Origin of the sequence: Blastomonas aquatica, from assembly GCF_014639875.1 — a bacterium.
In the GTDB taxonomy this organism is placed as follows: Bacteria; Pseudomonadota; Alphaproteobacteria; order Sphingomonadales; family Sphingomonadaceae; genus Blastomonas; species Blastomonas aquatica.
In genome coordinates, this window is sequence record NZ_BMGD01000001.1 from 608019 (window position 1) to 624410 (window position 16392).

Consider the following 16392-nt stretch of genomic DNA (forward strand, 5'->3'; position numbering starts at 1 on the left):
CAGACACAAAGATGTCCGCCATGACGGGGTTAGCTTCCGCCATGGCGGACAGAGGGCGGATCGCACGGACGCGTCATGTCAGCGCATCCGGCGATTGCCACTCATCTCTTGGCGCTGGCAACCTGCCTGGCATCGACCATCTTGGTGTTTTCGGCGATCAACCGCTTGGCCTCGCCGATCGCCGCAGCCTCGGTGAGCTTGCCGTCTATGACCTCGTCCGCCATCGTCAGCAGCCGCGCGCTGATCACGGTTCCGGCCTGCGCCTCTTCCTGGATGGCGATGCCACCCTTGGTTACGGCAACAGCGTCCCAGGCCGAGCGCACCGCAGCCCAATAGCCCTTGGTCGCCGCCCAGTAATCGTCCGCCGCTTTGACGTTATAGCCATCAAACTTGGTATAGGTGTTCAGGACATATTCCTGGACGACAGGCTTCAACGTGCCATCGGCCAGCCCCATCTTGATGTTGTCCTGCCAGTGGACCCAGCCATCGGGCGTGGTCTGGTGGCGATTGATCGCATAATAGCGGTCGTACACCGGGCTGCGAACTGCGTCGCGCCGCGCGAGCGGACGCCAGGTCCAGTTGGAGCGCCAGCGGCTGAGGCCGCCCTGCTTCTCGAACTGTCCCCAACCGGCATAGCGCGGGCTGTCGTCGACCTGCCACACGGTCTGCGACCAGCGACCCCGGCGCATCTTTTCGGGCACGTCCTCCCAGGTCCAGGCGTTGCGATCGGAATAGGCGAGCACCTTGGCGGGCTCGTACTCCCAGTCCTGTCGCCAGTGCTTGGTGATATGCGGCTTGCCCTCGTGCTCTGACACCAGAATGTGTTGCAGCACGATATGGCGGCCGGTGTCCTCGATCAAACGGACGACCTCATGCCCGCTGGAGATCTTGCGCTCGAGCGGGGTGTAGCCCGGCATCCAGGGTGTCGCCTCCTGCATGTCGAAGCGCACCTTGAAATTGCCTGCCATGGCAAGGATTTCGGCGCGGTCGGCCTCGAAAGCCGCCGATTCCTCGGCAGCGGGTCGCTCGGCAATCGGCGGGTGGGCCAACCCGGCGGCCGATGTCAGTGCGATCAGACTGGCGGCGGCAAGCGAAATGAAGCGTGTTTTCATGGTCTGAACCCCTCTTCAACAATTGATAACAGTTTTGCGAATCAAAAGCGATAAGTCAACGAAACACTACCGTTGCGGCCGGGCTGGGTAAACGCGTCGGCAATCGTCGTGGTGCTGGCGAGCCCGCGCACATCGGCCCACCAAGCGTATTTTGCGTTGGTCAGGTTGAACAACCCCGCGCGCAGCGTCACCGGTCCCAGGTTCACGAACGCGGTCGCATCGAGGATCGTGAACGCGTCGGGGCGGAAGCACGATGGCGTACACACTCCGGAGCTGCGTCCATCGGACTTGCGCGCGCTGTGCGTGGCGATCAGCTGCCCACCGAATCGCCCGGCATTGTCGCGCCAGCCGATCCCGGCGACCAGTTTCAGCGGATCGACGGTGGCCAGCGGCGTGCGCGCCTCTGCGGCTGGATCGATCACATCGCCCTTGGCATAGGAGATCGCGAGCTGCCCGGTGAGGCCGTTACTGTCGCGCAGGTCCATTCGCGCCTCGACCCCTTCCACCTTGACCCGGTCAAGGTTGATGAACTGGAAGATCGCAGGGTTGCCGGGCGTGAACCCGCCGCCGACCACTTCTTGGCTGATGAAATCCTTGTAGCGCGCGGTGAACGCGGTGGCGCTGAGGCTCACCGCGTCGCTGACGAAGCGGATGCCGCCTTCGAAGCTTTCGCTCCGCTCCGGCCCTAGATCGGGGTTTGGCGCCGAGGTATAGCCCTGCCCCAGATTCTCGAAGAACTGGTTGATCTGGCTGGGTTCGGGCGCGCGGAACCCTTGTGCGTAATTGGCGAATAGCCGCACCACATCGGTCAGCTTGAGCACCGCGCCCAGCTTGGGGCTGACCCGTTCGCCCGATTGACCCGTGGTCACGAAGGTTGGCGGCAGCAGCAGATCAGCCTGAGGCGAAAGCTTGTAGTGATCGAACCGCAGCGCCGGGAACAGCGTCAGCGGCCCGGCGCTTATCTCGTCGCCGATGAACACCCCGGCGAGCGTGTAGTCGGTCACAGGGAACGCGCTGGTCGGGAAAACCTCACCGGCAGGCGGTACCGTGCCATCGCGCAGACCCTGTTGCCGGGTCCGGCTGGCATCGGCGCCGAACACGATCTTGTGCTGCAATGGTCCGGTGGCAAAGCTGGCACGCGCTTCTGCGGACAGGCCGTAGACGCGGTTGTCAAAGGTGTTGAGCCGGGTGCGATCAGCCAGCGGGGTGCGGTCTTCCTGTGTGAACTGCCGGTCGTCGGCGGACTGCCAATAGCCGCTCACCCGCGCCATCTCCAGCGCGCCTTCGCCCTCCCACATCCAGTCGCCCGCCACGCGCCAGCGCTTGCCGGTGTCGCGCGCGACAAGGTTGTCGACCGTGGCCGAACGCCCCGACAGCAGATCGGTGACCAGCGCATTATCCTGATACTCGCCGGTCAGCCTGACCTTATGGCCGCCGGCGGGGTCCCAGACGATCCGCGCCGTCGCCGCGTTGCTTTGGCCGTCCTGCGGATTGGGGGTTGTGCGGTTGGCGCCCAGAATGTCGTTGGTGCCCCGGTTATCGAGCTCTTGGAAATCGCGCCGACTGTACGAGATCAGCGCCGACAGATCGCCGCTGCGCCCGGCGAGAATGGCGGTCTGGGCATATTCGTCATCCGCGCTCGAATATTGCGTGCGCACCAGTCCCGCGACCGATTGACCCTTGAGGATGTCCTCGGGATCGCTGAGCGTGAAGCTGACCGCGCCGGCCAAACCATCGCTGCCGTAGAGCGCAGACGCCGGACCGCGCAGAATCTCGACCGATTTGACCAGGCCGATGTCGACCGAATCGCCGCGCCCGACGGTCTGCGCGCCGAAGCTGAACCCCATCGGGATTCGCACGCCATCGACCTGGATCAGCACCCGGTTGCCGCCGATGCCGCGGATGGTGAAATCCTCGTTGCCCGCGCGGCCCGTTCCGGCAAGTGCCGCGCCAAAGCGTGCAGGCGCGCGGCGGACGCTGACGCCGGGCTCGAACCGCACCAGATCCTTGATGTCGGTTGCCAGTTCGTCGGCGATTTCCTCGTCGCTCTTGGCGGAGATTGTCGCTGGCACATCGTCGATCGCCACCGGCGAGCGGGTGGCGGAGACGACGATCGTCCGCCCATCGCTGCCAGCATCGGCATCGACGGCATCTGTATCTGCCATCAGCGGCGCCTTCGCCTGAGCGGCCATTGCAGAACCCGGGATGGCGCACAGCGCCACAACTGCTGCGGAACAGAACCAATGCGTCATCAAAATCCCCCTCAATGCTAATGCTAGCGATTCGCAATAGCTTATTAGGCGATTTCGCTTTGGGGTCAATATGGCGAGGAAGCACTTTTGGCGTCAGAAGGGCGCCACAGCAGAACCAGGCGCGATGGAGCGCCCGAAATTCGGGGCGCTGCCCATGCACCTTACCAGATCAAAAGTTTCGCGAGGGGTCAGGTGGCTGCCCGGATATCACCTGCCGGGCTTGCCATCGCAGTCAAAACTTAGCGCCGTCCTTGCGGCGTTTGTCGCCGCCGCCGTTCTCGTGCATGTCGACGTCGGGATAATGGCACGGGCCGTTGACGGATCTGCCGACCACCAGGAACACGCAATCGGTGTCGCTTTCGTTGATCAGGCAGTGGCCGTTGCCATCGTTCTTGGGGAATGCGGCGACATCGCCTGCCACCAGCGGCGTGCGCCCCATATCATCGACCAGCACCGCGCTCCCCGACAGGATGACCAGCAGTTCGTCCTCGCATTCGTGCCAGTGGCGCTGTGCTGACCAAGCTCCAGGTTTCAGCACGACATGGCTGGCGCCGAAATCGGTGAGGCCCGTGGCAGGCGACAGGCGACGGTACCAGCGCTGCTGCACGACATTGGCGAGGTGCGCCGGGTATCCTGTCGCGTTGGTCTGAGGCACGGCTTGCAGGTCGACTTTGGGCATATCGCGATGCTAATGCAGCAACAGCCAACAAGAAAGCCCTCATGACCGACATCGCTACAGACACCGCCACGCTCGCGCCCTCGCCACTCGAGCTTGCCAGCCGCCTGATCGCTTGTGAAAGCGTCACCCCCGCTACCGGCGCGGTGTTCGATTGCCTTGAGGCCATGCTGAAACCTTTGGGCTTTGACGTCACGCGCTTTGTCTGCGGCGAGGCGCCCGATGGCCCGGTGGAGAACCTGCACGCGATCCGCCGGCCGGTGGGCGATTCCGGGCGGCATTTCGCGTTCGCCGGGCATCTTGATGTGGTGCCGCCGGGCAAGGGCTGGGCCAGCGATCCGTTCGTGCCGCAAGTGCGCGGAGACCTTCTGCACGGGCGCGGCGCGGTCGACATGAAGGGATCGATCGCGAGCTTCGTCGCGGCGGTCACCGCAATTCCGCGCGAGGTCGGCACGATCAGCCTGATCATCACCGGCGACGAGGAAGGCCCCGCGATCTACGGCACCCGCGCGCTGATCGACCTGATGCAGCAGCAAGGCACCGTGCCCGATCTGTGCCTGGTAGGCGAACCGACATCGGTCGCCCGGCTGGGGGACATGGTCAAGATCGGACGGCGCGGATCGGTCAACATGTGGATCCGCGTGGCGGGTACGCAAGGGCATGTCGCCTATCCGCACATGGCCGACAACCCGATCCCCAAGCTGGTCGCGATCCTCGGCGAGATCGAGCGGCTCGTGCTTGATGAGGGCACCGACTGGTTCCAGCCGAGCAACATCGAGATCACCGATCTGGCGGTGGGCAATCCTGCGCACAACGTCATCCCCGCCGGCGCCGAAGCGCGGATTTCGATCCGCTTCAACGATCTGCACAGCGGCCAGTCGCTGACCGAATTGATCACCGGAATCGCTGAGGCGATGGGGGGCAGTGTCGAGGCGAAGATTTCGGGCGAGGCGTTCCTGACGCCACCGGGCGAACTGTCCGGCATGGTCGCGGACGCGATCCGCGCCGAGACCGGGCTGGAAACCGAGCTATCGACCACGGGAGGCACATCGGATGCGCGCTTCTTGTCACGCATCTGCCCGGTCGTCGAGTTCGGTCTGTGTAATGCCACGATGCACAAGCTCGACGAGGCGGTGGCGGTGGCGGATCTGGATACGCTGGCGCGGATCTATCGCCGGGTTGTGCTGGGGGCCTTGGTGGGCACGAACTGACTCGGGTTGGCGCGTACGTCCCTCGACTTCGCTCGGGAACTCGGGGAGGTGGGAACTCGGGGAGGTGGGAACTCGGGAAGGTAGGCGTAACTCCGCCTTTGGTCGGCCACTCCCCACTTCCGTTTGTCCCGAGCGAAGTCGAGGGACGTGCGTGCAACCCTTGCGTCTAGGGCAACACCCTCAATGCGCGGAGTCGCCGCTGACCCATTCGACCCATTCGGGGAAGAAAACCGGCGCGCGTAGCGACCAGCCGGGCGCGGTCGCCGCAGCCTCGCTGATCGACTGGAGCAGGATCTTGCGCCGATCGGGCTGGATCTGCGGCAGCGCAGCCGCAGCGCAATAGGCTGACGGCAGCCACGGCCGCACATCTGCGCCCAGCAGGCGTTCATACAGAAAGCGGAAGGTCGAGAAGCTCTCGATCCGCCCCTGCGCCAGATCGAACGCCGCCAGCCGCACCAGCAGTGCCATGAAATGTTCGAAACCGTCCTCGTGCGGCGCATCGGGAACGTTGCCACGCAGCAGTTTCAGATCCTGATAGACGAGGTAATGCATGCGGATCGAGGCGGTTTCCTCGGCGTTGCGCGCCCAGCGCTTGAACGCATCCTCGCGCGCCAGCCCGATATCGAGCGCGCGTTTGATATAGCGCTGCGCTCCTGGCGGGAAACTTGCGAACTCGCGCAGCTCTGCCAGCGTCAAAGCCGCCGATGAATTGCCCGATGCTGCACTGGGATGGCTCGCCATGCCCCGTTCTCCTTGCATTTCCGGAGCAAGGTCTGTCGCCCCGAATAGGCAAGGTTGATCACGAGATGGTTAGGATAGGGTTAACCATGCTGTTTCAATCCTCCCCGAGCTTGTCTCGGGGAGGGGGACCACCGACCGCAGGTCGGTGGTGGAGGGGAAGCGGGATTGTGAAAAGGCTGTTGGGGCGGCTTGGCCTCGCTGCCCCTCCACCACGCTGCTGCGCAGCGCGGTCCCCCTCCCCCAGCAAGCTGGGGGAGGAATTGTTAGGTCACTCCACCCGGCCCGAGAGCGCGTCGAGCATCGGGCGGATCGGGGAGAGATCGTAGCCGGCGTTCGCGGCGAGTTTGCTGAGTTCGGCGGGATTGCCGCCCTGCTTGGCCTTGGCCAGCGACCACAGCAATGTCGAGCGCGTGCCCGAGCGACAATAGGCGAGCACCTTGCCGCCACTCGCTTCAGCCTTGCCCATCGCGGCAATCATCGCATCGACCTGCGGACCCGAGAAACCGGCATGGGTGATCGGGATCGCGACGTAATCGAGGCCTGCAGCCTCGGCGGCTGCGGCGATATCCGCGCCCTGCGGCGCAGAGGGGTCTTCGCCATCGGGGCGGTTGTTGATGATCATCGTCACGCCTTGCGCCTTAGCGGCGGCAACCTGATCAAGCGAAATTTGGGGCGCGACATCGATGTTGTTGGCAAGAGGCGTAAACATGCTCTGGTCTTTCTGGGTCAGCGGGGCAGTGGTTGATGGCGCGGCGGACAGGGATGCCAGAATCGGCGGCATCTGGGTCGGGGTCCTGTTGCCCTGGCTGCGTTCCTTGCATCCGGCGAGCGCGAGCATCGCGACAGCGAGTGTCAACGCATGGGCAACGGGTTTTCTCATACGGGCTTCATCATGCCGGGTTCATCATACGGTCTGGGCCTCTTCCTTTTCGCGCTCGAGCGCCTGGCGTTCCCACATTGCTGCATAGAGGCCGCCCTTGCGCAGCAGTTCGCGGTGCGACCCCTGCTCGGCAACGCACCCCTTCTCCAGCACGATGATGGTATCCGCATGCGTGACCGTAGACAAGCGGTGCGCGATCACCAGCGTGGTCCGCCCCTGCGCGAGCGTACCGAGCGTTCCCAGAATCTCGGCCTCGGTGGCGCTATCGAGCGCCGATGTCGCCTCGTCGAAAATCGCGAGCGGCGGGTTCTTGAGCAGGGTCCGCGCAATCGCGACTCGCTGCTTTTCGCCGCCCGACAGCTTGAGCCCGCGTTCACCGACTTCGGTATCATAGCCCTTGGGCAGCGACTCGATAAAGGTGCCGATCGCCGCGCCATGCGCTGCGCGGACGATCTCTTCCTGCGTCGCACCCTCGCGGCCATAGCCGATGTTGTAGCCGATGGTATCGTTGAACAGCACGGTATCCTGCGGCACGATGCCCATCGCCGCGCGCAGCGAGCCTTGCGTCACCTGGGAGATGTCCTGCCCGCCGACCAGGATGCGCCCGCCTTGCGGGTCGTAGAAGCGGAACAGCAGCCGCGCTATGGTCGATTTGCCCGCGCCCGACGGCCCGACCAGCGCCAGCGTCTGCCCGGGCTCGACCTTGAAGCTCAATTTGTGCAGGATCTGGCGATCGGCATCATAGCCGAAATTGACGTCCTGGAACTCGACCGAAGGCAAGGCGCAGTCGAGCGGCGGCGCGCCGGGGATATCGACGATTTCAGCCGGCGTATCGATCAGATCGAACATCGCGGCCATATCGACCAGCCCCTGGCGGATGGTGCGATAGACCATGCCCAGCAGATCGAGCGGGCGGAACAGCTGCATCAGCAAAGTGTTCACCAGCACCAGATCGCCCACGGTGAACTGGCCGACGCTCCACCCCCAGATGGTATAGGCCATCGCGCCGGCCATCATCAGGTTAGTGATCAGCGACTGGCCCACGTTGAGCAGCGCCAGCGAGTTTTCCGATTTGACCGCGGCGTTGGCATAGGTCCGCGCCGCATCGCCATAACGCTTGGCTTCGCGCGCCTCGGCGGTGAAATACTTCACCGTCTCGTAATTGAGCAGCGAATCCACCGCGCGGCCCAGCTGCCGCCCGTCGAGCGTGTTCATCGTCTCGCGCAGATGGTTGCGCCAGTCGGTGACGATGCGGGTGAAGCCGATGTACAGCGCCACCATCGCCACCGTCGCAAGCACCAGCCCTACGCCGAAGTTGATCCAGAAGATCACCAGCACCGCGACCAGCTCCAGGATCGTCGGCGCGATGTTGAACAGCAGGAAATACAGCATCACATCGATGCTTTTGGTGCCGCGTTCGATGACCTTGGTCACTTCGCCGGTGCGCCGCGCGAGATGGAAGCGCAACGACAGGCTGTGCAGCTGGACGAACACGTTTTCCGCCAGCGTCCGCGTGGCCTCCTGACCGACGCGTTCAAACACCACGTTGCGCAGATTGTCGAACAGCACCGATCCCAGCCGCGCCGCGCCATAGGCCAGGACCGCGACGATCGCCGCCATGGCCATGGTCGTGCCGCCGATCGTCATGCTGTCGATCGCGGCCTTGTAGGCGAACGGCATCGACAGCACCGCCGCCTTGCCCAGCACTACCATCAGCATCGCGCCGCAGATACGGATCTTCAGGTCGGGCCGGTCCTGCGGCCAAAGATAGGGCAGAAAGCGCGCGAGCGTCTCCCGCATCGCGGGCTGCTTTGCGCCCGGCGGGGGCGGTGCGGTGTGGAATGAATGCATGGGCCTTCTCGATAGGGTCGATCCCGGCAGGTTCCAAGCCCTCAGTCGGAAAAACCGCGGATAGCGGGACATGAAACGACGTGTAACCGTGAAAACCCGCGTTTCTTGGCATTCCGCCGCATTTTAATGTCACGTCAATTGCAATGTTACATCACACTATATATCGTCCAACCTGCAAAAGCGCGGACACGATAAGGTTCAGGGTGCTGCATCCGCAACGACTGACGACAGGTTACCCTGAAGGGGCTGCATTTACGTGAGCGATCAACCTGACAGAATCGCTTTGCTTAGCGAACTGGCATTGGTGATGCAGTCACCCGAACTCGTGCGATCTCCGGTGCTGCGCAGGCTTCTTGAATATCTGGTCGATCAGACGCTCGCGGGCAATGGCGAGCGTCTGAAGGCCTATCAGATCGCGGTCGAAGGGCTGGGCCGTGACGACAGCTTCGATCCGCAGAGCGACAGCTATCCCAGGGTTCAGGTCGGACGGCTGCGCAAGATGCTGGACCTGCATTATGCTGCACTTACGGCCGAGGAAGCCAGTCGTCGCCAGCGAATATGCATTCCGGTCGGGCACTATAACGTTGCGCTTGTTCCGATCACGCCGGTGCCATCTGCACCTGCCGCCGATCCCGCTATAACAGAACCGGCGATAGGGTCGGCACCCGGGGATGCCTCCGCTGCACCGGCGCCCCCTGTCACGACGCCCGCAGCGCCCGCGTTTGACGTCCCGCCACCCACGCCGCCGGTATTGCGGCAAGGCGTCGATGTTGGGTGGCTGATCTGGGCAGTGCCTGTGCTGGTATTGTTAGCACTGTTGTATGTCATCTGGCTGGTAGCGATGCCCGACGTCGAAGAGCGAGCGGCGCGGCGCGACATGCGCCAGCACCTCGCTCACGTCACCATCAGTACCTATCCCGATAATGGCAATGACGACCTGAACACTGCTGCACAGATTGCAGAGATGCATCTGCAGCGGTTCGAAATGCTGGCGGTCAGCATGGACAAGCATTCCGACAGGCCGGACACCCGGCAGATGGCTCGCGAATACAAGCTTCTGCTGCGCAGCGGAGGACGTCAGGCAGGGGCAACCCCCAACATGATCTTCCTGACGCTTCGTCACCAGGCAACGGGGGCAACGTTGTGGTCGCATGAGTTGCTCGGTGATGATAGCCGGCTGGCAGCGCCCGACTTCGAGCAGGCGATTGGGTCTGGGATTTCGGTGATTGCGCGGTCTGGCGGCTTGATTGCGCAGCACCAGCGCAAGCTGATCGGCAGCGCCATGAGCCCGGGCTATCCCTGCCTGATCCAGTATGATGCATTCCGCCAGAGTCGTGAACGGGCTATTCGGCCCGCGCTCGAGGCCTGCCTCAAGCGATCGCTTGAAATCCATCCGGACGAGCCATTGTTCCTTCAGGCGCTATCGTATCTTGCGCTTTCGTCCCGAGACGCCGACCGCAGGGCTCCCCTGATCCCGTCCGATCGCGGGCGCACGCTCGCTGAAGCTGCGCTGCAGTTCGATGGCCGGTCCTCGCTCGCCCAGATCGCCGTCGCGCGGTCCGCCCTGGTGCGCGGCAATTGCCCCAGGGCGATTGCGTTTGCCCGGCGCGCGGTGGAGAGCAATCCGCTCGAGCCCGATACCCTGGGGATCGCAGGAACATTTATGTTGTCATGCGGCGATACCGAAGGTGCCGAACGGGTGCTCGAGCGCGCGCTGGCAATGAACAGCGAGCCTGGCGGATACCAGACCGCATCATTGGTGATCACCCGGCTGATCAACGGCAAGGCAGATACCGCGCTCGATCTGGCGATGCGGGCGGACTCGTCGCTGGTAGCGACGCAGCCGAATTTCCTGCTCGCCAAGGCGCTGGCATTGGCCGCCAATGGTCGCGCAGCCCCTGCGCGCGCGGCCTGGGCCGAATTGGAGAAATCGGTGGGGGTAAGCCCGGGTACGCCCGCGCCCGATATCCTGGCCCGCTTTGCCATTTCGCCCTTTTTCAGCCGCCGCATGGTGGCTGAGGCGCAGCGCGTGGGCCTTATCGAGAACGCAGGCTGAGCCGCACGGCGTTCGGCTGAACATCGATCCTGATAAATGGGGAATTTTCCCAACTGTCAGCATCTGTTCATCTTCGAGAAATCTGCAGATTCCCTCAAGACACTGAAACAAAATGGTTTTTTGAACTGGCACGCCCTGTGCAATGTACCTGGCATCTCCGGCCACACCGACCGGGACCACCAGAAACATTCGAAAGGACGATCAAAATGACCATCTTCACCAACGCTCAGAGCCAGCTGTTCGCCGCCGCCCTCGCTGTCGTGTGCTCCAGCTTCTTCATCGCCGTCAGCGTTGTTCCCGGCACGATCGTCTGATCACTTCGGCCCCTTCACCCCTCCACACATCCCATTCAAAGCAAAGGACCCTCGACATGAACATTCTCGCAACCGCTCTCGCCACTGTCTGCTCGGCCATCCTGATTGCCACCAGCGTTCTTCCCGGCATGATCGTCTGATCTCAACGACCCGAACCGCAACACTCTTCTGAAAGGACCATTCCCATGAACCTCCTCGCCACCGTTCTTGCCGCTGTCTCGTCGTTCATCCTGATCGCAGCCAGCGTCGCCCCCGGAACGATCGTCTGATCATCCGCTGTTTCAACCCCGTTTCATCCAGGAAAAATCCAATGTTTATCGCCGGTTTTGAAAGCATCCAGGGTCAGCTGTTCGCTTCATGCCTTGCCATCATGACCTCGGCCTTGTTTATCGCCGCCAGCATCGCCCCGGGCGCGTCGATTTGATCCGCCGCCTGATCTAGAGCCTGATCAGCCCGCGAGAACCAGACCAGCGAGCGCCCGGCCGGATACCCAGGCGCTCTCGATCCGGGGCCCGACCAGCCAGTCGCCGCAGAGCCCCAGACCCAAAGACCCATCCCACACCGCCGTCCGGCCTGCCGATCCCGACATGGCATAGCGCCAGCGGTGGGCCTGCACCGCGATGGTCTCGGGCAGCTCGCAACCGAGCGCGGCTGCCAGCTCAGCCAGCAGCAGTGCGATCACGGTCTCGGCATCGTCTTCCAGATGCTCGGTCGACCAGGCGGGCGAGCCCTGCACCACCCAGCTTTCCGGGCCCGTCCGCCCGGGCTTGGCGCTGTTGCGCGCCGCCCAGCCGATCGCGCCTTCGGTCCGCAGGCAGTCGCCAGCAAAATCGACCCGCGAGCCGAAGGCGGCCATCACCGTCCAGCATGGCTGCGACCGGGTGGCCTGCGCCAACTCCGCCCATTCGCCCCGATGTGCAGCGACCAGATCGGCGACCTGTTCGGCGGGTACCGCGACGATCACCGCATCGGCCGTTTCCGTGCCATCCGCATGCTTCAGCCGCCAAAGCGCACCCTCGCGCGAAAGGCTTTCGATCCGGCAATTCCACTGTACCGCGTGATCTGCCGCCAGGCCCTTGATGATCGCGTTCATCCCCGGCGTTCCGACCCAGGCGCCCTCGCCCGCAGCGGGCCAGCGCGCTGCCGAACCTGCAGCCTCCCAGCGCGCGACTTCCGCAGCAAAGCCGGGATCGCGCGCGGTGAAATACTGCGCGCCATGGTCGAAGAATGCCAGTCCGCGTTCGGTCTCGGTACGCCGGGTCGACATCCGTCCGCCCGGGCCACGCGCCTTGTCGAACAGGCCAACAGTGTGGCCCGCCGTGACCAAAGCGTTCGCCGCCGACAGCCCTGCCAGCCCGGCTCCGATGATTGCGATCTGCATGATGCTAACGTCCCTTGGTGTGTGTTATCGCCGCAGCAGGAACACGGCGTGTTCCGCCAACAGGTTGGCCATGCCGCGCGAGGTCTGCTGGTCACCCGACAGGAACCATTCGCCATCGCAGGTCCATCCGCGCGTGGCGATCAGGCTGCGGAAATCGTCTATGGTGACATGGTGGATATTGGGGGTTTCATACCACGCCTCCGGAATCAACCGGGTGACCGGCATCCGCCCGTGGGTCAGCAGCGACATGCGGATCCGCCAGTGCGCGAAATTGGGGAAGCTGACGAACGCCTGCCGCCCGATCCGCAGCAACTCCTCGAGCACCAGATGCGGCGCGCGCGTGGTCTGCAAGGTCTGGCTAAGGATCGCATAATCGACGCTGCCCGAGGGGTAATCGGCAAGGTCGGTATCGGCATCGCCCTGGATCACCGAAAGTCCGCGAGTCACCGCCGCGCTGACATTGGCAGGGTCAAGTTCAAGCCCGCGGGCACGGACCTGCCGGCTGTCGCGCAGAGCCGCCATCAGCGCGCCATCGCCGCAGCCGACATCGAGCACCCGCGATCCTGCATCAATGTTGTCGGCAATGATTCGCAGGTCGGGACGCAACGCGGTCACCTGTTCGCTCCCGCGCGCAAGAAGCCATCGACGATGCGGTTCATCTCGGGGCACTCGAGCAGGAACGCGTCATGGCCGAAGGGCGAGGACAATTCGACGAAGCTGGCTTCGGCTCCTGCGGCGTTGAGCGCATGCACGATCCGGCGGGATTCAGCGGTAGGGTAAAGCCAGTCGGTATCGAAGCTGATCAGGCAAAACCGCGTCTTCGTTCCCATGAACGCGCGCGCCAGCACGCCGTCGTGCGGTTGCGCCAGGTCGTAATAATCCATCGCACGGGTGATATACAGATAGCTGTTGGCATCGAACCGGTCGACAAAGCTGATCCCCTGGTGGCGCAGATAGCTCTGGATCTGGAAATCGGCGTCGAAGCCGAAGCTGCTTCCGTCGCAATCTGCCCCCGCTGCGCCATCTCGTGCCTGCAGCCTGCGCCCGAATTTCTCGGTTAGGCCCGCTTCGGAGAGGTACGTGATGTGCGCGGCCATCCGCGCTACCGCGAGGCCCGATGCGGGGACGTCGCCGTCAGCATAATAGGCCCCCTTGCGCCAGCGCGGATCGGCCATGATCGCTTGTCGTCCAACCTCGTGGAACGCGATGTTCTGTGCAGAATGCCGCGCGGTCGAGGCGATGACCAGCGCCGCACGCACCCGGTCAGGGTACAGCACCGGCCAGCTCAGCGCCTGCATTCCGCCCATCGATCCGCCGATGACCGCGGCGAGCGTGCCGATTCCCAGATAATCGAACAGCAGCGCCTGGGCGCGGACCATGTCGGCGATCGACAGTACCGGAAAGTCCATGCCCCACGGCGTCCCCGTCGCCGGGTTCACTGTCGCGGGGCCAGACGAGCCCATGCAGCTGCCGATGACATTGGCGCAGATGATGAAATCGCGCGCCGGATCGACCGGCTTGCCTGTCCCCACCAGCCGCATCCACCAGCCCGGCTTGCCGGTGATCGGATGGCTCGAGGCGACATACTGGTCGCCGGTCAGCGCATGGCAGATCAGCACCGCGTTGCTCTTGTCGGCGTTCAGGCTGCCATAGGTTTCATAGGCGATCTCGACCGGCGCGAGCGCCGCGCCGCAATCGAGCGGCAGCGGGCCGAGCAAGGTCACCCGCCGGTCGAGCCCGAAACGGGCGTCAGAATGAGAGGCGGATGCGCTGGCCATGGCCCGTGCGATTGGCGGCAAGGTAGACGGCTGTCAATGGGGGGCCCGCACCAATCCTCCCCGAGCTTGCTCGGGGAGGGGGACCACGAAGTGGTGGAGGGGAAGCGCCTGCGTGCAGATCTCGAAGGGAAGCACAACCCCGCTTCCCCTCCACCATTCGCTCCGCGAACGATCCCCCTCCCCCAGCGAGCTGGGGGAGGATTTTGAGAGTTACCGCGCCTTATGCTGCGTGCCCGCCCCTGCCGTGATGAACAGCGCCGTCGCGGTGCCTTCGACATCCGCCGTATGCCATACCCCCGGCGGATTGATCGCGTAATCGCCAGGGCCAAGCTCCAGCGTGGTCACCGTGCCGTTCGCCTGTTCCTGATGCAGCGTCATCCGCCCCGCAATGCACAGCACCATCTCGTCGCCTGCAGGATGCATTTCCCACATCGACCAGGGTTCGTCGAAGCTGAACTGGGTGACCAGCCGGCCCTCGATGCCATCAACAGCCGCGCGCGCCTCATAGGCTTGGTACCAGTCCGCACCGCCATCCATCGGCGGCTGCGGCACCGCTTTGGCGCCGAGGCCCAGATGGACCGGGTGCGTGGCGATCGGCAGAACGGTCATCGCATCATCAATCCCACACGGCTTCGGGTGGCAGGCTCATCAGGATTGCGTCGATATTGCCGCCGGTCTTGAGACCGAACAGCGTTCCGCGATCGTGGATCAGGTTGAACTCGGCATAACGGCCGCGCCACACCAATTGCTGGTGCTTTTCGGCTGGCGTAAATTCCTGACCCATCCGGCGGCGCACCAGCGCAGGGAAAATATCAAGAAACGCCCGGCCGACATCCTGGGTGAACGCGAAGTTGGCATCGAACGTCGTCTGATCGGTGCATTCGAGATGATCGTAGAAGATGCCGCCAACACCGCGATGGACGCCCCGGTGGGGAATAAAAAAATAGTCGTCCGCCCATGCCTTGAACTTGGCATGATATGATGAATCATGCGCATCGCAAGCCACCTGCATCCGGGCGTGAAAATCGTCCGTATCTTCCGCGTAAGGCAGCGGCGGGTTGAGATCGGCTCCCCCGCCGAACCAGGCCTTGGTGGTAACAAGGAAACGGGTGTTCATATGCACCGCAGGAACGTGCGGATTGGCCATATGCGCGACCAGGCTGATTCCTGTCGCGAAGAATCGCGGGTCTTGCGCAGCGCCGTTGATCGATTTGGCGAACTCCTCGCTGAACCGACCTTCGACGGTGGAGACGTTGACCCCAGCCTTTTCGAACACCTTGCCCTTAATCAGGCCACGAACCCCGCCGCCGCCATGCGATCCATCGTCTTCGGTGCGGTTCCATGCAGCATAATCGAACTCGGCGTCCGAGCCCGCTTCGCGCTCGATGGCGGTAAATTCGGCACAGATCGCATCGCGCAGGCTTTCGAACCAGCCGCGCGCTGCCATTCTCTGTTCAGTCCAGTCGGTCATTCCGCTCCCCTGTTCGGCAAGATGCATTCATGCATCGCCCAGATGTCGTGTCTGCCGCAGAGCCTCGCCAAGCGCAATCCCGGTTGCGACCGATATGTTGAGCGAACGCAGGCCGGGCGCCATCGGTATGGTCGTGGCAAGATCGCACGCATCACGCACATGCGGCGGGACACCCGCGCTTTCGGAGCCCATCATCAGGATGTCGGTATCCCGAAATTCGGTGCGATAAATGCTGGCGGGTGCATGCGCGCTCATCAGGATCAGACGCGCACCGATCGAGTGGCGGAAGGTCTGGAACGCCTGCCAATCGACGTGGCGACGCATATCGGCGAGCGGACCATAGTCCATCGCCGCGCGCTTGAGCCTCTTGTCGTCGAAAATGAAGCCGCACGGTTCGATGATCTCGACCGGAACCGCCATACAGGCCGCAAGTCGCAAGATGGCACCCACGTTTCCGGCAATATCGGGTTGAAAAAGAGCAATGCGCATGGCGCTGCTTTAACGTGCGCGGTGGCCAAGTCACGTGGCAGATCGCTGGCTGAATCAAATTTGCGTGCTGCATCAGCCAACATTCATAGAAACTATGCTGCGGCGCGCCAATTTCGTTGTTGGCAAAATGACGGTTTTGCGTCTATCAGGCCGACAATTATGCGGACGGGCCAGGGGTAT

14 protein-coding genes are annotated in these 16392 nt (G+C 63.5%); 2 read left to right on the forward strand and 12 right to left on the reverse strand.

The window, feature by feature from the left end:
- Window positions 1–101 precede the first annotated feature (101 nt).
- From IEW00_RS02820 to IEW00_RS02830, 3 genes are all read right to left on the reverse strand, one after another.
- Window positions 102–1112 carry a DUF6607 family protein gene (locus tag IEW00_RS02820; RefSeq protein ID WP_188512822.1) on the reverse strand — a complete coding sequence of 337 codons (1011 nt, stop codon included), beginning with the start codon at window positions 1110–1112 and terminating at the stop codon, window positions 102–104.
- Between the two features lie 41 nt (window positions 1113–1153).
- Complete coding sequence (locus tag IEW00_RS02825) at window positions 1154–3277, reverse strand: TonB-dependent hemoglobin/transferrin/lactoferrin family receptor (protein ID WP_229736769.1); 2124 nt, start codon at window positions 3275–3277, stop codon at window positions 1154–1156.
- A gap of 319 nt (window positions 3278–3596) precedes the next feature.
- Window positions 3597–4043, reverse strand: a complete 447-nt coding sequence (locus tag IEW00_RS02830; protein ID WP_188512824.1) for a cupin domain-containing protein — start codon at window positions 4041–4043, stop codon at window positions 3597–3599.
- A gap of 41 nt (window positions 4044–4084) precedes the next feature.
- Between IEW00_RS02830 and dapE the strand changes: the two genes are divergently transcribed.
- A complete protein-coding gene (gene dapE / locus IEW00_RS02835; protein ID WP_188512825.1) occupies window positions 4085–5251 on the forward strand; it encodes a succinyl-diaminopimelate desuccinylase in 1167 nt (388 codons plus the stop codon).
- Between the two features lie 180 nt (window positions 5252–5431).
- Here dapE and IEW00_RS02840 read toward each other — a convergent pair whose 3' ends face one another.
- From IEW00_RS02840 to IEW00_RS02850, 3 genes are all read right to left on the reverse strand, one after another.
- Window positions 5432–5992 (reverse strand): hypothetical protein, encoded by a 561-nt coding sequence (locus tag IEW00_RS02840; protein ID WP_188512826.1) that lies wholly within the window; start codon window positions 5990–5992, stop codon window positions 5432–5434.
- A 268-nt stretch (window positions 5993–6260) separates the two neighbouring features.
- Complete coding sequence (locus tag IEW00_RS02845; RefSeq protein ID WP_308419307.1) at window positions 6261–6872, reverse strand: protein tyrosine phosphatase family protein; 612 nt, start codon at window positions 6870–6872, stop codon at window positions 6261–6263.
- A 24-nt stretch (window positions 6873–6896) separates the two neighbouring features.
- Window positions 6897–8723, reverse strand: coding sequence for an ABCB family ABC transporter ATP-binding protein/permease (locus IEW00_RS02850; RefSeq protein ID WP_308419308.1), 1827 nt, complete (start codon window positions 8721–8723; stop codon window positions 6897–6899).
- 256 nt (window positions 8724–8979) lie between these two features.
- Between IEW00_RS02850 and IEW00_RS02855 the strand changes: the two genes are divergently transcribed.
- Window positions 8980–10779 carry a tetratricopeptide repeat protein gene (locus tag IEW00_RS02855; protein ID WP_188512827.1) on the forward strand — a complete coding sequence of 600 codons (1800 nt, stop codon included), beginning with the start codon at window positions 8980–8982 and terminating at the stop codon, window positions 10777–10779.
- A gap of 762 nt (window positions 10780–11541) precedes the next feature.
- Here the strand turns inward: IEW00_RS02855 and IEW00_RS02860 are convergent.
- From IEW00_RS02860 to IEW00_RS02885, 6 genes are all read right to left on the reverse strand, one after another.
- Window positions 11542–12474, reverse strand: a complete 933-nt coding sequence (locus tag IEW00_RS02860) for an NAD(P)/FAD-dependent oxidoreductase (RefSeq protein WP_188512828.1) — start codon at window positions 12472–12474, stop codon at window positions 11542–11544.
- A 24-nt stretch (window positions 12475–12498) separates the two neighbouring features.
- Entirely contained in the window at window positions 12499–13089 is a 591-nt protein-coding gene (gene metW / locus IEW00_RS02865; RefSeq protein ID WP_188512829.1) for a methionine biosynthesis protein MetW, read from the reverse strand.
- Window positions 13086–14252, reverse strand: a complete 1167-nt coding sequence (gene metX, locus IEW00_RS02870) for a homoserine O-acetyltransferase MetX (protein WP_188512830.1) — start codon at window positions 14250–14252, stop codon at window positions 13086–13088. Before metX ends, metW begins: the two co-directional genes overlap by 4 nt.
- Before the next feature lie 210 nt (window positions 14253–14462).
- The gene (locus IEW00_RS02875; RefSeq protein ID WP_188512831.1) at window positions 14463–14861 is read right to left on the reverse strand and encodes a cupin domain-containing protein; all 399 of its coding nucleotides are present in this window, start codon (window positions 14859–14861) and stop codon (window positions 14463–14465) included.
- Between the two features lie 7 nt (window positions 14862–14868).
- Window positions 14869–15723 (reverse strand): oxygen-dependent coproporphyrinogen oxidase, encoded by an 855-nt coding sequence (gene hemF / locus IEW00_RS02880; protein ID WP_188512832.1) that lies wholly within the window; start codon window positions 15721–15723, stop codon window positions 14869–14871.
- Window positions 15724–15750: 27 nt separating this feature from the next.
- Entirely contained in the window at window positions 15751–16212 is a 462-nt protein-coding gene (locus IEW00_RS02885) for a tRNA (cytidine(34)-2'-O)-methyltransferase (protein WP_188512833.1), read from the reverse strand.
- Between the last annotated feature and the right edge of the window lie 180 nt (window positions 16213–16392).

Bases quoted from the DNA above. Each gene is read 5' to 3' on its own strand.
- IEW00_RS02825 (WP_229736769.1), bottom strand. From the start codon at position 3,277: ATGGCAGATACAGATGCCGTCGATGCCGATGCTGGCAGCGATGGGCGG.
- IEW00_RS02860 (WP_188512828.1), bottom strand. From the start codon at position 12,474: ATGCAGATCGCAATCATCGGAGCCGGGCTGGCAGGGCTGTCGGCGGCG.
- metX (WP_188512830.1), bottom strand. From the start codon at position 14,252: ATGGCCAGCGCATCCGCCTCTCATTCTGACGCCCGTTTCGGGCTCGAC.
- hemF (WP_188512832.1), bottom strand. From the start codon at position 15,723: ATGACCGACTGGACTGAACAGAGAATGGCAGCGCGCGGCTGGTTCGAA.
- IEW00_RS02885 (WP_188512833.1), bottom strand. From the start codon at position 16,212: ATGCGCATTGCTCTTTTTCAACCCGATATTGCCGGAAACGTGGGTGCC.
- dapE (WP_188512825.1), top strand. From the start codon at position 4,085: ATGACCGACATCGCTACAGACACCGCCACGCTCGCGCCCTCGCCACTC.
- IEW00_RS02875 (WP_188512831.1), bottom strand. From the start codon at position 14,861: ATGACCGTTCTGCCGATCGCCACGCACCCGGTCCATCTGGGCCTCGGC.
- IEW00_RS02850 (WP_308419308.1), bottom strand. From the start codon at position 8,723: ATGCATTCATTCCACACCGCACCGCCCCCGCCGGGCGCAAAGCAGCCC.
- IEW00_RS02820 (WP_188512822.1), bottom strand. From the start codon at position 1,112: ATGAAAACACGCTTCATTTCGCTTGCCGCCGCCAGTCTGATCGCACTG.
- IEW00_RS02845 (WP_308419307.1), bottom strand. From the start codon at position 6,872: ATGAGAAAACCCGTTGCCCATGCGTTGACACTCGCTGTCGCGATGCTC.
- IEW00_RS02830 (WP_188512824.1), bottom strand. From the start codon at position 4,043: ATGCCCAAAGTCGACCTGCAAGCCGTGCCTCAGACCAACGCGACAGGA.
- IEW00_RS02840 (WP_188512826.1), bottom strand. From the start codon at position 5,992: ATGGCGAGCCATCCCAGTGCAGCATCGGGCAATTCATCGGCGGCTTTG.